At 68.4% G+C, this 14,306-nt stretch carries 11 protein-coding genes and 1 pseudogene; 10 read left to right on the top strand and 2 right to left on the bottom strand.

The window, feature by feature from the left end:
* Window positions 1-32 precede the first annotated feature (32 nt).
* The 4 genes from ACFWM7_RS16120 to ACFWM7_RS16105 are packed head-to-tail and all read left to right on the top strand — an operon-like array spanning window position 33 to window position 5,545.
* Complete coding sequence (locus tag ACFWM7_RS16120; protein ID WP_383260739.1) at window positions 33-1,130, top strand: phytanoyl-CoA dioxygenase family protein; 1,098 nt, start codon at window positions 33-35, stop codon at window positions 1,128-1,130.
* Complete coding sequence (locus ACFWM7_RS16115) at window positions 1,112-2,422, top strand: DUF6271 family protein (protein WP_383260734.1); 1,311 nt, start codon at window positions 1,112-1,114, stop codon at window positions 2,420-2,422. Before ACFWM7_RS16120 ends, ACFWM7_RS16115 begins: the two co-directional genes overlap by 19 nt.
* On the top strand, window positions 2,419-4,263 hold the full coding sequence (locus tag ACFWM7_RS16110) for a condensation domain-containing protein (RefSeq protein ID WP_383260732.1): 1,845 nt from the start codon (window positions 2,419-2,421) through the stop codon (window positions 4,261-4,263). The genes ACFWM7_RS16115 and ACFWM7_RS16110 overlap by 4 nt, the downstream gene beginning before the upstream one ends.
* A gap of 1 nt (window position 4,264) precedes the next feature.
* Window positions 4,265-5,545: an MFS transporter gene (locus ACFWM7_RS16105; RefSeq protein WP_383260730.1), complete on the top strand. Its 1,281-nt coding sequence runs from the start codon at window positions 4,265-4,267 to the stop codon at window positions 5,543-5,545.
* A 45-nt stretch (window positions 5,546-5,590) separates the two neighbouring features.
* Here ACFWM7_RS16105 and ACFWM7_RS16100 read toward each other — a convergent pair whose 3' ends face one another.
* Window positions 5,591-5,965, bottom strand: coding sequence for a type II toxin-antitoxin system VapC family toxin (locus ACFWM7_RS16100; protein ID WP_383260727.1), 375 nt, complete (start codon window positions 5,963-5,965; stop codon window positions 5,591-5,593).
* Between the two features lie 253 nt (window positions 5,966-6,218).
* Complete coding sequence (locus tag ACFWM7_RS16095; protein ID WP_383260725.1) at window positions 6,219-6,674, bottom strand: ATP-binding protein; 456 nt, start codon at window positions 6,672-6,674, stop codon at window positions 6,219-6,221.
* Window positions 6,675-6,871: 197 nt separating this feature from the next.
* Between ACFWM7_RS16095 and ACFWM7_RS16090 the strand changes: the two genes are divergently transcribed.
* The 6 genes and pseudogenes from ACFWM7_RS16090 (at window position 6,872) to ACFWM7_RS16065 (ending at window position 14,067) form a co-directional block, all read left to right on the top strand.
* A complete protein-coding gene (locus tag ACFWM7_RS16090; protein WP_383260723.1) occupies window positions 6,872-7,756 on the top strand; it encodes a helix-turn-helix domain-containing protein in 885 nt (294 codons plus the stop codon).
* Complete coding sequence (locus ACFWM7_RS16085; RefSeq protein ID WP_383260721.1) at window positions 7,753-7,956, top strand: DUF397 domain-containing protein; 204 nt, start codon at window positions 7,753-7,755, stop codon at window positions 7,954-7,956. Before ACFWM7_RS16090 ends, ACFWM7_RS16085 begins: the two co-directional genes overlap by 4 nt.
* A 230-nt stretch (window positions 7,957-8,186) precedes the next feature.
* Window positions 8,187-8,579: an SseB family protein gene (locus ACFWM7_RS16080; RefSeq protein ID WP_383260719.1), complete on the top strand. Its 393-nt coding sequence runs from the start codon at window positions 8,187-8,189 to the stop codon at window positions 8,577-8,579.
* A complete protein-coding gene (locus ACFWM7_RS16075; protein ID WP_383260716.1) occupies window positions 8,576-9,211 on the top strand; it encodes a hypothetical protein in 636 nt (211 codons plus the stop codon). Before ACFWM7_RS16080 ends, ACFWM7_RS16075 begins: the two co-directional genes overlap by 4 nt.
* Window positions 9,211-13,858: pseudogene (locus ACFWM7_RS16070) on the top strand (putative T7SS-secreted protein). Before ACFWM7_RS16075 ends, ACFWM7_RS16070 begins: the two are co-directional and overlap by 1 nt.
* Window positions 13,855-14,067 carry a hypothetical protein gene (locus tag ACFWM7_RS16065; RefSeq protein ID WP_383260714.1) on the top strand — a complete coding sequence of 71 codons (213 nt, stop codon included), beginning with the start codon at window positions 13,855-13,857 and terminating at the stop codon, window positions 14,065-14,067. The pseudogene ACFWM7_RS16070 and the gene ACFWM7_RS16065 overlap by 4 nt, the downstream one beginning before the upstream one ends.
* Window positions 14,068-14,306: the final 239 nt, after the last annotated feature.

The following is a 14,306-nucleotide window of genomic DNA, read 5'->3' as shown; positions in this document are numbered from 1 at the left end:
GCCGCACGGCCGGCCGAGGAGAAGAACCTGCCATGAACCTCATGACGACCCCCGCCCCTCGCCGCCGGCCCCGCCTGCACCGCGCGGCCTCCGACATCCCGTACTTCAGCGCGGACGGCGAGGCCTACCTCGCCCAGACGGCCCTGCGGGAGCTCGACAAGTCACGTCCGCTGCGGGTGCTGTCCGAGGAGGACTTCGCCCACTGGCAGAGTTACGGCTACGTCATCGTCCGCGAGGCGATACCGGCGGCGACGGCCCGGCAACTGCTGGACTTCACCTGGGAGTTCCAGGGTCTGGATCCCGAGCGGCCGGAGAGCTGGTACGAGGACCGGCCGCTGCGCTCCGAGCTGGACCAGCAACTGCACATCTACGGCTTCGTCGAGGCCTACCACCACCAACTCCTCTGGGACAACCGGCAGTCGCAACGCGTGTACGACGCCTTCGTCGACGTATGGGACTGCGAGGAGCTGTGGGTCACCCTGGACCGGCTCAACCTCAACCCGCCCAACCGGGGCAACCGCGACCGGGCGCTGATCGAGCCGACGGACCGGGGCTTCGACATCGAGCTGCACTGGGACATCGACACCACGCTCGCCGTGCCGCCGCAGCGGGTGCAGGGCATCATCGCGCTCAACGACACCCGGCCGGAGACGGGCGGCTTCCAGTGCTGCCCGGAGCTGTTCCGGCAGTTCGACACCTGGAAGACCGGCCAGCCGGCGGACCGTGATCCGCTGCGCCCCTCCATCGACCGGGACGAACTCCCCGTCGTACGCCCGGATCTGCGCCCCGGCGACCTGCTGATCTGGAACGGTCTGCTGGCCCACGGGGTGGCACGCAACCTCTCCGAGAGCGGGGTGCGGGCCGTGCAGTACCTGTCGATGATGCCCGCACTGGAGGAGCACGAGCGGCTGCGCAGGTCCCGGGTGGAGTCCTGGCGCCATCTGCGCACCCCGCGCTGGAACCGCACTCTGGTCGGCGACCCGGTGCTGCCCGAGTCCCAGCGCTACCCGACGGCCGAGCTGAACCCGCTGGGCAGTCGGCTGCTCGGGCTCGCCTCCTGGCAGGACCCGATCGAGGACGACGCATCCGCCGCCCGGAGCGGGGAGTCTTCGTGCGCCGCGTCTGTCTGACCCTGCCCACCCACCGGGCCTGCACCGGCACGATTGCGGCGGTCGGCGAGGAAGCGACGTACGGGGCAAGGGAGTTCGGCGTCGAGGTCCACCTCCTGATCCTGGACTCCTCCCCCGCGCCGGTCCTCGCGGAGCACCGGAAGGCGGTGGCCGCGCTGCCCGCGTCGCCCGGGGTGACCGTCTACCACCTCGACGAGGACGAGCAGCGGACTTTCCTGCGCGAGGTGACGGCCCGGTCCGGCGCGGCCCGACCGGACCGACTGCTGGACCTGATGCTGCCGTCCTCCGTCTCCTACGGGGCCTGCACCAACCGAGCGTTCCTCGTCGCCCAGGCCCTCGGCTGCACGTCCGTGCACCGCCGGGACTCCGACAGCCGCTACCAGTACGTCGACGGCGAACCGGTCTTCCCCCTCCACCAGGAGCTGACCTACCTGGGCCAACGGGCGGACAATGTACGGAAGTCGGCGACGAGGAGCAAGCTGCCGCCGGGCTCGGGCGACCGGCGGGTGGCGGTGGCGGGCGGCTCCTTCGTGGGCGAGATGTCGGTGGACGTGGCGGAGATCCGCGCCCTCGACCCGGACACGTACGGCGAACTGGTCGGCCTGTCGCTGCCCGAGGGCTCCCCGGCGATCTGGCGCAACCACCTGATCGACGCGTCGTTCCGGGGCGCGGGGAAAGGGACGTTCGACGGCGACCACGCCACGCTCGCCCCCATCAGCCCGATGCGCGTGGACATGTGCAACGTGGCGCTGGACCACGAGGTCTACCGCCGGGTGCCGTTGCCGCCCGCCACGGACACCATCGGCACCGACTACTTCCTGTTCCACCTCACCCACGACGCCCGGTTGCCCGGCCTCCAGCACAACCGGCACATCGTGAACTTCCATACGGAGGCGCGGCGTACGGACGCCGGGTTCCTGGCGTACCAGGTCCGGTTCGCCAAGTTCCTTCTCGCGAAGGCGTACCTGAACACCGTGTACGCGAGGACGGCGGCGGCCGGTGACACGCTGCTCGACACGGCGGGCCACATCAAGGCGTCCCCCGTGGCCGGCTTCCTCCGGGACAGCGTCGGCCTCGACCGTAAGGACGTCGCCCGCCGCCTGGACGCCGTCGACCGGGCGTACCACCGGCTCGGCGGCCGTTACACGACGGTCGCGGACACACTCGCCGACCGCCGCTCCCGGCTCCTGGACGAGGCCCGGGACGACATGGCCGACTTCGCCCACCTGATGGACCACTGGGAGGCCCTGACCGGTGCGAGCGCCGAAGCGGGCCTGGCCGTGACCCGATGACCCCCGCCGTCGGCAAGGACACCATGCACCGGAACCCTCCGCCCCTCACCACGACCACGGTCACCGTCGCCTACGCGGGCGGTGACGAGCGCCGGGGCCCCCTCACCATGGGCCAGGCCAACATGATCCGCTGCATCCTGCGGGACGACCCCACCCACATCAACATCCACGATGTGTGGCCCGCCCCCGAGGGCACCACCTCGGCGGCCGTCACCGACGCCCTGCGCGCCCTGGCCGTACGGCACGAGGGACTGCGCACCACCTTCCCGCACCCGCCGGGGACCGCACCGGTCGACCAAGTCGTTGCGGCGGAGGGCACGTTCACGGTGACCGTGCTCGACCACGCCGAACTCCCCGGCGACCCGGCGACGTACGCGGAGTCGGTGGCGCGGGCGGCCCGGGCCGGGCGCTTCGCCCTGGAGCGGGAGTTCCCGCTGCGGATCACCCTGCTCACCGTGGCCGGGCAACCGGCCTACGTGGCGCTGGCGTTCAGCCACGCGGTGGCGGACGGCAGCGCGATGGCCATCCTGCGCGAGGAGTTCGCCGAACTGCTGGCGGGCAAGGAGCTGCCGGGGCTCACGTCCCTGCCCCCGGTCGACCTGGCCGCCGTGGAGGCGTCCCCGGCCGGGCTGCGGAAGTCGGAGGCTTCCCTGCGGTACTGGGAGCGGATCCTCCGCACCGGGCCGCAGGAGATGTTCGCGGAGCCGCGCGGCAGGAGGCCGGGGACCGACGAGGAGGCCCGGCAGCTGACGCTCCGCTCCCGCCGGGGCGGCCGGGCGCTCGCCGGGGCGGCCCGCCGCACCGGACACCCCGAGGCCACCGTGCTGATGGCCGCCTGGTGCGCCCTGGTGGCCCACCGGGCGGGCCAGGACAGCTGTGTCACCGCCGTCCCGAGCGCCAACCGGTTCCACGCCCGGGTCGCCCGTTCGGTGACGACCACGTCCCAGGACGCGCTGCTCCACCTGGACGTCCGGGTGGAGACGTTCGACGCGCTGGTCGCCCGGACGTGGGGCGCGGTGCTCAACGCCTACCGGCACAGCCAGTTCGACTCCGTACGGCTGTGGGAGATGATCGACCGGGTCACCGCCGAGCGCGGCAGCCACTTCGGCCGGGACGTGGTGTTCAACGACGTGAGCGCCCTGCCCGCCCCGCTCCTGGGCACGGACACGGAGGACCGCGACGACGCCGAGCAGGAGCTGGCCTGGGGGCCGCCCCAGTCGCTGCCGACCCGGCTGCTCGCCTTCACGTACCGGACGGCGCCCCAGCTCCACATCTCCCTGTGGGCCGCCCCTTCGGTGTTCACCCCCGAGGAGGCGGAGGAGTTCCTCTCCGGCCTGGTCCTGCTCCTGGAGGCGGCCGCCGCCGGGGACGTGCCGATGGAGGCGCTGGCCGAGGTGACGGGGGTCCGCCCCGCCGAACGCGGGCCGGGCTGGCTCCGGGTGGACGGCTGCTGGGTATCGCCGGACGCCGTGCGCGAGACGCTCGGCCGGGCGGTGGGCGGGCTGCCGGTGTGGGTGGCGGAGGAGCCGGGACCGTCCGGGACAGCGGAGGAGCCGCCCGGCGGGGACGGCACTGCGGAGGGGGCGGCCGGGGCGGGTGCGGCCGGGGCGCCCGGCACTGGCTCCCACCTCACGGCGTACATCGCCCGCGGCGAGACCCCGTTGACGCCCGAGGAGGCCCACCGGGCGCTGACCGCCCTCATCCCGGCCGCCGGTTCGGGGGTCCTGGCGCCCCACCGCTACGTACTCGTGGAGAACCCGCCCACCGAGCCGGACCGGAGCGACGCATGGCGTCGGCTGAAGACCATCGACGAAGGGACCGGCAGAAGCCGGCAGGTGTGACATGAGCGTTGACGACACGACCCTCCCGCAGCAGTCGGCCACGCTGCCCAGCCCCTGGCGCTCGACCCGGTTCCGGCTGTTCTTCACGGCCCGCAGCGCGTCGCTGCTGGCCGACGGCATGCTGATGGTCTCCCTGACCACGGCGGTGCTCGGGGCGGGCCACGGGGCGAGCGGCGTCGGGTACGCGCTGGCGGCGTGGATGACCCCGATCGTCCTGCTGGTGCTGTTCGGCGGGGTGCTGGCCGACCGGTTCACGCCGCAGCTGATGATGATCTGCGCGGACGTGGTGCGCATGCTGGCGATGCTCACGCTGGCCACGCTCCTCTTCTCCTCCGACAGCGTCCCGCTCTGGCAGATCATGGGCCTGATGGCGCTGAGCGGGGCCGCGACGGCGATGTTCCAGCCCGGGATGGCGAGCATGGTGCCCCGGGTCGCGGATGACATCCAGAAGGCCAACGCGCTGCTGCGGATCTCCGAGGCGCTGAGCACGCTGCTGGGCCCGGGCCTGGCGGGCATCCTCGTGGCGTACTGGCAGGTGTCGGGCTCGTACGTGGTGATCGCGGCGGCGTACGCGCTCAGCGCGCTCGTCCTCGTCCCCCTGCGCAAGCTGCACACGGAACGCGACGAGGGCGACGACCCGATGTGGCGCAGGCTGGCGACGGGCTGGCAGGAGTTCCGGTCCCGCCAGTGGCTGTGGGGCGTGATCGCGGTCTGGTCGGTGTACGGCCTGTTCGTGTTCGGCCCGGCGCTGCCGCTGGGCGCGGCGCTGATGATCGAGCAGCACGGGGCGAGCGGGTACGGCTGGATCGCCTCGGCGGACGGAGCGGGCACGATCATCGGCGGCCTCATAGGCATGCGGGTCCGCCCGCGCCGCCCGCTTGTGGCGGGCGCCCTGGCCATGCTCTGCTTCGCGCTCAACCCTCTGGCCCCGGCGCTGGAATGGTCCTTCGCGGCCACGGCGATCGCCCACGTGATCGCGGGTTACGGCTTCGCGTTCTGGGGGGTGATGTGGGCGACGAGCGTCCAGTCGCACATCCCGCTGACGGTCCTGAGCCGCGTCTCGGCGTACGACGTCGCGGGCTCCATCATGGTCATCCCGCTGGGCCGCGCCCTGGCGGGCCCGGCGGCGGACGCGTTCGGCGCGAACGAGGTGCTGATCTTCTCGTCGGTGATGTCGTTCGCCCTGCTGGCGGTGATGCTGAGCGTCCCGGCGATCCGGGCGCTGCGGCGGGCCCCGGAGGGCGTGCTCCGGACGAAGGCGGAGGGCGAGCCGGCGATCTGACCCGCGTACCACCGCACCCGGAGCGCGGGGTATTGGCGGCGCTGGTCAGACCCGTATGACCGGTACGTCGTACTGCGGGATCCAGGCGCTCCGGGTGACGAGTACGAGGTGGTGGGCCTGCGCCTGGGCGATGAGCAGCCGGTCGAAGGGGTCCTCGTGGACCATCGGCAGCCGCCCGGCGCGCACGCCGTGCGCGGCGGTGACGGGGAGGCTCGGAAAGGCGAGGTCGCGCACGCGCTCGGCCAGGTCGCCCGGCCCCTCCAGCAGGCCGAAGTGCTGTTTGAAGGTGATCTCCCAGGGCGAGACGGCGCTGATGTGTACGGCGGGCGCGGAGTCGAGGAGGCGTTTGGCCTCCTCGGACAGCTCCGGTGCGTCATCGAGCCACCAGAGGATCACCGGGGTGTCGAGGAGAAGGCGCATCACGCCATCCCGAAGGCTGCGGCGATGCGGGGGTGAGGGTCGTCGAAGTGAGGAGCGATCCGAACCTGCCCACGCAATGAGCCGCGCAATTCGTGCCGAACAGCAGGCACAGCCGACTGCGGCACGGGCAGGACGGGCTCCCCCGCCCCGCTGATCACGACCGGCCGCCGATCGACGAGCTGGATCAGGGTGCCGCGAAACAGGGGCGCGGCAGGCAGTGCCGAACGCCGCCGGAGGAGACGCCACAACCTCCTCATGACATCACCGAGGGGCCGACCACCGTCGGCTCCGGTACGGGAACGACGGCGGGGGTCACGACCTCCGCCCAGATCGTCTTCCCGATCCCGGCCGACCGTTGCTTCACCCCCCAGCAGAGGGCCAGCGCATCGACGATCAGCAGCCCGCGCCCGCCCGTCTCCAACTCACCGGGCCACCGCACCACGGGCCGGCCATCACCGGCGTCGCTCACCTCAAGCCGGAGCCACGCGCCCCGGTCCCGGCACGCGATGCGCACACCAATCATCCGGTCCCCGGGAACGACTACGCGCACGGCGTTGGTCACCAGCTCGGACAGCACCAACTCCGCCGTCTCGACAGCCTCCTGCCCGGCCCGCCACTCACCGAGCCTGGCCCGGAGGAGGGCCCGGGCCCGGGGGACGCTACTGCGGCAGCGGGCCAGCCGAAAGTTCACTTCACACAGTTCAGCCATCGCAGTCTCCACGTGGTCGAAGCTCAACCGAAGTCCGATGCGGGCGAGACCAGTTCGCCGGTGCACTCCGCCCGCCACCGTCAGAATGAGTGCGCACCATCCGAAACTGCAACGTTGCCGATAGCCTCAGCGTCATTTTTCCCCCTTTCGGGCAACCCCGCCCCCGACAGAGCCTCTATTTTGCTAAAGGTGTTCACATGCACACGAAGAGCACCGCCACCAACACCTCGACCGTCCTTGGGCGCCAACTCGGTGATGAACTACGAAGGTTGCGCGAGAAGGCCGGCCTGACGACCAACCAAGCGGCGGAGGCGCTCGACTGCACCAAGGGCAAGATCAGCCGGATCGAGAACGGCCGCGTGGCGGTACGACTGCCCGACCTGACAGCGATGCTGCACGCATATCAGCTCTCCGACGACGAGGTCCGTGACCGCCTCGCCTCCCTGGCGCGCAAGGCGAACCGCAGGCGTCGGGAGGGCTGGTGGAACCAGTACGGCGACGTACTGGCCGACACCTACCGCGACTACATCGCGCTGGAGGCGATGGCGGGGTCCATCCGGACCTTCCAGGCACAGTTGATTCCCGGCCTGCTCCAGACCCCGGACTACATTCGCGCGGTCACGGTGGCCTCACGTCAGTGGCAAACGGCGGACGAGATCGAGAAGTTCGTGCAGGTCCGCCTGGCACGGCAGGAACGGCTCTTGGACGACACCCCACTACAGCTGTGGGCCGTGGTGTCGGAAGCCGTCCTTCTCCAGCAGGTCGGCAGTGCCCAGGTGATGAACTCGCAGCTTCAGCGCCTACTGGCCAGTTCCGAGCGCCCGAACGTGACGGTGCAGGTGCTGCCGTTCTCGCGCGGGGCGCATGCGAGTATGTTCGGCCCGTACGTAGTGCTGGGATTTCCCGAGGAGGGGGCGCTCGACGTGGTGCTTGCGGACAACCCGTCCGGCTCCATGTGGCTGGAACGGGAGGCGGACGTCTCGCGCTACCAGGACCTGTTCGACGCCGCCCGCACGTCCGCGCTCTCCCCGGCCGAGTCCCGCGCTGTCATCCACCGCAGGGCCGAGGAGCATCAAGCATGAGCAGCGCACACCACAGCACGCCGGACCTGTCGGACGCACGGTGGCGCACCAGCTCGTACAGCGGCGGCAACAACGAATGCGTAGAGGTCGCCCCGAACCTCCCCCACCTGGTCCCGGTCCGCGACAGCACCCGCCCCGCCGGCCCCGCCATCACCTTCGGCCACGACGCCTGGCGGGCCTTCGTCGGCGACTTGGCCTAATCCCAGCCAAGGGCGGACAAAAGAAGAGGCCGGCCTCTCATCGCAGAAGCGCGCCTGGCCTCTTTTCGTCGTTGCTGCTTAGCAAAGCTCCGTGACAACATCCCGTACGTGACTGACAACGGGGATGACATGGCCAAACCGGCACGAAGGTCGAAACTCGCCGATCTGGCCGACTCGACCGTGCCCGGGAATCCGGCGGAAACCGCGCTTCCCATCCCATAGCCGGGCCGGTGGCAAAGCCCTCAGAGAAGCAGGTAGAAGCCCTGGCGTCCGCGCGGCGCGAGTTCGCGATGTTGGTCGGCGAGTTCCGGCGCACTGCGGTGCTGGTGCCGTTCGACCCATACGGAAGTCTGTGGACGGCGGACCAGAACGGCGTCCGCTGGATCTGCGCGTTCTCGAACGAAGAAGCTCTCGCCCGGTTCGCACAAGCACAGGGTGAAGGCGAGCGGGAGTGGACGTATCGCACCATCCTCGGTGCGCGCCTGCTGGACGTGATGGTGCCGCTGCTGCCGGGTCCGGCAGGAATCGCGCTGGACGCAGGAAGTACGGACGGCGTGCTGTTTCCACCGGTCGCGGGCATCGTGCCCGACCACGTGGCTGTTGATCTGGGGGAGACAGGATGAGCGGGGAGAACGCGGACCTCAACGTGCCGCCGGCGGCGTTGGCACAGATCGCGAAGGGCATCGACCTGGCACATGCCGAGTTGAAGGAACTCGGGATGATCGGGCAGGCCACGGCCGGCCGGGGATTCTCCGATCTCGCCCTGTCCGGCTTGGAGTTGGGGCATACCGGGCTCGCCTCGCAGTTCGAGACGTTCTGCAACCGGTGGCAGTGGGGAGTGCGGGCACTCACGCAGCGTGGCAACAATTTCGCCATGGGTGTCGGACTGTCCGCCGGCTCGTTCGCGGAACAGGAGCGGTACATCAAGGACTCGTTCAAGATCGCTGTGAACTCGACCAACGGCAACCCCTATCTGTCGGAGGACGAGGTCAAGGGCATGAGCTGGGACACGATCCGAAAGCAGCATGCCTGGGACAACGCGGACTGGAGCTCGGACTCGTTCACCGAGGCCCATGGCGAGGTGAAGCAGCAGTGGAAGGACACCGGGTACGACGTCGGGGACGCGCTGCTGGACGCTTCGGGGGTCGACACAGAACAGCGCGAAGGAATCGACGCATGGGCTGAGGAACACCTCGATCCGTCAGAAGAGACCGTGGCGCAGGCCGACGAACCGCGCTGGGGGCAGAACCGCTGATGGTGGACTGGCGAGGGGGACTCGACAAGGTCGTCGACGGGACCGTCCGGGGGCTGGACAAGGGCAAGGAACTCCTTGGCGAAGGCCTCGACGCGGCGACAGACAAGGTCGGCGCGGGACTGGACAAAGTCGGTGCGCACGACTGGGCCGACAAGGTCGAGGACTGGGGGGACGAGACCGCCTCCACGCTGGGTGCCGAGGTCGGCGAACAGCAGCTCGGCCAGAGCGAGGAGGCCGACGAGCTGATCCACGGGCGACCGGAGAAGATCACCGCGACGATCAAGAACCTGCGCGACTTCCAGAAGGCGTTCGACCTCGTCGGCGGCGGGATGAAGAAACTGGACTCGGCGCACTGGCGCGGGGAGGCCGCCGAGACGTTCCGGGGGAAGTTCCAGACACTTCCCACAGATTGGCTGCGTGCGGCGGACGCCTTCGAGGATGCGGCCAAGGCCTTGGAGACGTACTCCTCCACAGTCACGAGTGCCCAGGGCAAGGCTCGGGAGGCCATCGCCCTCTACAAAGAAGGCAGGCAAGATTCCGAGAAGGCCATCTCGGCGTTCAACAAGAAGGTCGACGCGTACAACGCAGCTCGCAACACCGACCGGCCGCTCCCCCACCCCGGTACGTTCTCCGACCCGGGGGTGGCCAAGCAGAAGCGGGCACAGGAGGTCCTGGAGGACGCGCGCCGAGCCCGGAACGAAGCAGCCGAGCAGGCGAAGAGCGCGGTCGCAGCGGCAATGGCTCATGCGCCGAAGGAGCCGGAGGGAGCGGCCCGGCTCAAGAACGAGCTGTACGACTACGGCCTCTCGCAGGGCGTTGAGCTGGCCCACTTCGGCGGCGGGGCGCTCAAGGGCACGGGCGCTCTGGTGGGCTTCCTCCGCCAGGTGAGCCCGATCGACCCGTACAACCTGACCCACCCGGCGGAGATGTACAAGGGCGTCAACATGACGCTCTCCGGCCTGACCAGGACGGTCGCGAACCCTGACCGGGCCCTGGAGGGCGCCTGGGACGCACTCAAGAGCGACCCAACCGAATTCTTCGGCCGCCTGCTCCCGGAGGCAGCCGGGACGAAGGGGGCCGGAGTGCTGAAAGGGGGCCTGCGGGCGGGGCTGAGGAAGGGCGGCGTTCCTGACGGCCCGCAGAAGCCGCCGGGGCCGGCGCGGGAGGGTACGCATGACCCGGCCGAGCCCTCCCGTACGGAACGCGCACCGGAGCAGGACCCGTCCGACCCCGTGGACATGGCGACCGGGGCGATGTACCTGCCGCAGACGGACGTCGTGCTGCCCGGCAAGCTGCCCCTCGTGTTCCGCCGCCGCGTCGCGTCCGACTACCGGTCGGGGCGCTGGTTCGGCCCGTCCTGGTCCTCCACTGCCGACCAGCGCCTGGAGATCGACTCCGAGGGCGTCATCTTCGTATCCGAGGACGGCTTGCTGCTGTCGTACCCACACCCGGCCCCTGGCGTTCCGGTCCTGCCCAGCCATGGTCCGCGCTGGCCGCTCGACAGGGAGATCAGCGGTGACTACACGATCAGCGATCCGGAATCGGGCCGAGTCAGACACTTCACAACGCTCGACGACGGCACCGAGGCACTGCTCTCACAGCTGGACGACCGCAACGGCAACTGGATCGCCTTCGAGTACGACGCCTCCGGGGCCCCGTCCTCGATCGTGCACCACGGCGGCTATCACCTGAAGCTCACAGCCGAGAGCGGACGGATCACCGCACTGCATCTGTTGAGAGGCAGCGCTGACGGCAGCGACCAGCAGATCCTCAGCTACGGCTACACCGACGGCGACCTGACCGAGGTCACCAACTCCTCCGGCTTGCCCCTTCGCTTCACCTACGACGGACGCGGCCGGGTCACATCGTGGACCGACAGCAACGACAGCACGTACCAGTACGCGTACGACGAACGGGACCGGTGTGTGTCCGAGGGCGGCTCGGCAGGCCACATGGCGCTGAGCCTGGAGTACACCGCCCCGGACCCGACCACAGGCCACCGCGTCACGACCGCGACGACGCCCGGCGGAGCGGTCCACCGTTACCTGATCAACGAAGCCCATCAGATCATCGCGGAGACGAATCCACTCGGCGCGACGACCTGGTTCGAACGAGACCGCCGCAATCGGCTGCTGTCCCGCACCGATCCACTGGGCCGCGTCACCCGCTTCACGTACGACGCGTCCGGGCAGCTGGCCACAGCGGCCCGCGCGGACGGCGGAGAGATATCCGCCGAGTACAACGCCCTCGGTCTGCCGACGCGTATCACCAACCCGGACCGGACGGTTCTCCGGCAGGATTACGACGACCGTGGCAACCGGATCGCGGTGACCGATCCGTCGGGGGCCGTGACCCGCACGACGTACAACGCGGCAGGACACCCGACCTCCGTCACGGACGCGCTGGGCAACGCGACCCGTATACGCAGCGACGCGGCCGGGCTACCGGTCGAGATCACAGACCCGCTCGGCGCGACCACACGCTTTGAACGAGACGCCTTCGGCCGTCCCATAGCCGTCACGGACCCGCTCGGCGCGATCACCCGCCTTGTCTGGACACCGGAGGGCAAACTCGCCCGACGTACGGACGCCGATGGAAGCACCCAATCCTGGACGTACGACGGCGAAGGCAACTGCCTTACCCATACCGACGCCATGGGTTCGGTGTCACGATTCGAGTACACACACTTCGACCTCTTGGCGGCCCGCGTCGGCCCAGACGGAGTGCGCTACGAATTCACCCACGATCACGAACTCCGCCTCACCCAGGTCCTCAACCCTCAGGGCCTGACGTGGAACTACGCCTACGACCCCGCCGGCCGCCTGATATCCGAAACCGACTTCGACAACCGCACGCTCAGCTACACACGCGACGAGGCCGGTCGGCTCACCACGCGCACGGATGCTCTCGGTCAGACCACTCGCTACGAGCGCGACGAGTTGGACCGCATCGTCCGCAAGGATGCGGCAGGTGCCGTCACCACCTTCGCCTACGACCTCACCGGTCAACTAGACAAAGCGGTCCGTCACCTGGCTCCGCGACCGGTACGGCCGACTCAAGTCGGAAACGGTCAACGGCCGGACCCTGTCGTACACCTACGACGAACTGGGCCGCCGAACCGGCCGCACGACATCCAGTGGAGCAGTCAGTACCTGGACCTACGACGCGGCAGGACGCCGGACTTCCCTCACGACGTCGGGCCGCACTCTCACTTTCGAGCACGACGCGGCGGGCCAGGAAGTCACCCGTCGTCTGGGCGAACACGTCACCATCGCCTCCCAGTTCAACACGATGGGACGCCTCACCACCCAGCAGGTCACGGGCACCGGCCGAAGCATCCAGCGCCGCGACTACACCTACCGCGCCGACGGCCACCTCGTCGGCCTCACCGACCAGCTCTCCGGAACGAAGACATTCGATGTCGACACGGCGGGCCGCGTCACGGCTGTGCACGCCGCGCACTGGACGGAGCGGTACGCGTACGACGCGGCGGGCAACCAGACGGACTCTTCCTGGCCCGATTCCCACCCCGGCCAGGAAGCCGTCGGAACTCGCTCCTACACGGGTACAACAATCACCCGCGCCGGCAAGGTCCGCTACGAACACGACGCCCTGGGCCGCATCATTCTCCGCCAGAAGACCCGCCTCTCCCGGAAGCCGGACACTTGGCGGTACGAGTGGGACGCCGAGGACCGGATGCGCTCGGTCACCACTCCGAACGGTGCTGTGTGGCTCTACCGGTATGACGCCCTAGGGCGCCGTCTTTCAAAGCAATGTTCTGCCACAGCCAGCCAGCCTTCCTCAGAATCAACGGTTTTCACCTGGGATGGGTCTAAACTCTGCGAACAGTCCACCAATTCAACGGAACTGAGTGACCCAGTCACCCTGACTTGGGACTATCAGGGAAGATTCCCAGTTACTCAAACAGAGCGCGTAACGGCGGACAATCCGGCCGGGCCCCAGATCGCTCAGCGTGTCTTCAGCATCGTCACCGACCTGATCGGCGCCCCAACAGAACTTATCGACGAAAGAGGGGATATCGCCTGGCGTACCCGCACCACCCTATGGGGGGCCACAACGTGGAATTCAGATGCTAGAACATTTACCCCTCTACGTTTCCCAGGGCAATATCATGACTCAGAATCAGGGTTCCACTATAACTTCCACCGCTACTACGACCCCGAAGTCGCCCGATATTCATCGCAAGACCCTCTGGGCCTGCAAGCATCCCCCAATACGGCCACCTACGTCGGAAACCCCATCACACAGTATGACCCCCTGGGCCTCGCGCCGTACGATCTGCAAGATATGGGCGACGGTTGGTTCAGAAGCCAAGAGGGATTGGACTACGGCCCCGGCCACAATGGCGAACATCGGATCACCCATGTAATGCAGCACGCGAGAGAGAACTTGAGCAAGCCGAATCATGGGGTTTTCGACACTGGAACTAAAGGAATTTTGGAGACCGTTGACGAAGCTTGGAGCCGGAAAGATTTGGCCGTCAAAATAAATGACCAGGGCGCACGGCAAACTTACATCATCCCAATGGGCCGCCAGGTTGGATTCAATCCAGGCGAGGATTTCATATCCATCACAGTTGAGCACGGAAACGAAGTAATCACCGCATTCCCTAGGAGCTTCAATTGAACAAGGCTATCCTCTGCAGTCACTGCGGGCAGGACTGGCTCAAACTCTTCATCATCCGCAATTCCCAAGAGCAATTCCACATGTGTCCAGAATGCGAATCAATCTGGCTGGAAGGTCAGGACATACAGGACGAGACAGAGGTGTATCTCGGAGAATTTCTCGAGTCCAAAGGGATCTCTTGGGAAGAGGTGGCGGAGTATGCTGACTGATCGGACCTAGTTTGCTGACGCTACCTCAACTTTCGAGGCCCCACTATCACGCTGCGGATCGCCCCCTCCGCCTACCCGGGCCCAGACCGCGTACCGCCCGAGCGGCTTGAACGCGGTCACGACACCCTGCAACTTCACGTGCAGTTCGCGGCCGTAGACGATCTGACTGTGCATGGATGGATTCCGACCGTTCCGTTTACGTAAGTGTTGTGGCACGACCGAACGGAGCGTTCTCGAAG

It is taken from the genome of Streptomyces sp. NPDC058375, from assembly GCF_042723425.1.
GTDB lineage: Bacteria > Actinomycetota > Actinomycetes > Streptomycetales > Streptomycetaceae > Streptomyces > Streptomyces durocortorensis.
Note: the sequence above shows the minus strand (reverse complement) of the source record. Positions and strands in the feature narration are given on the sequence as shown.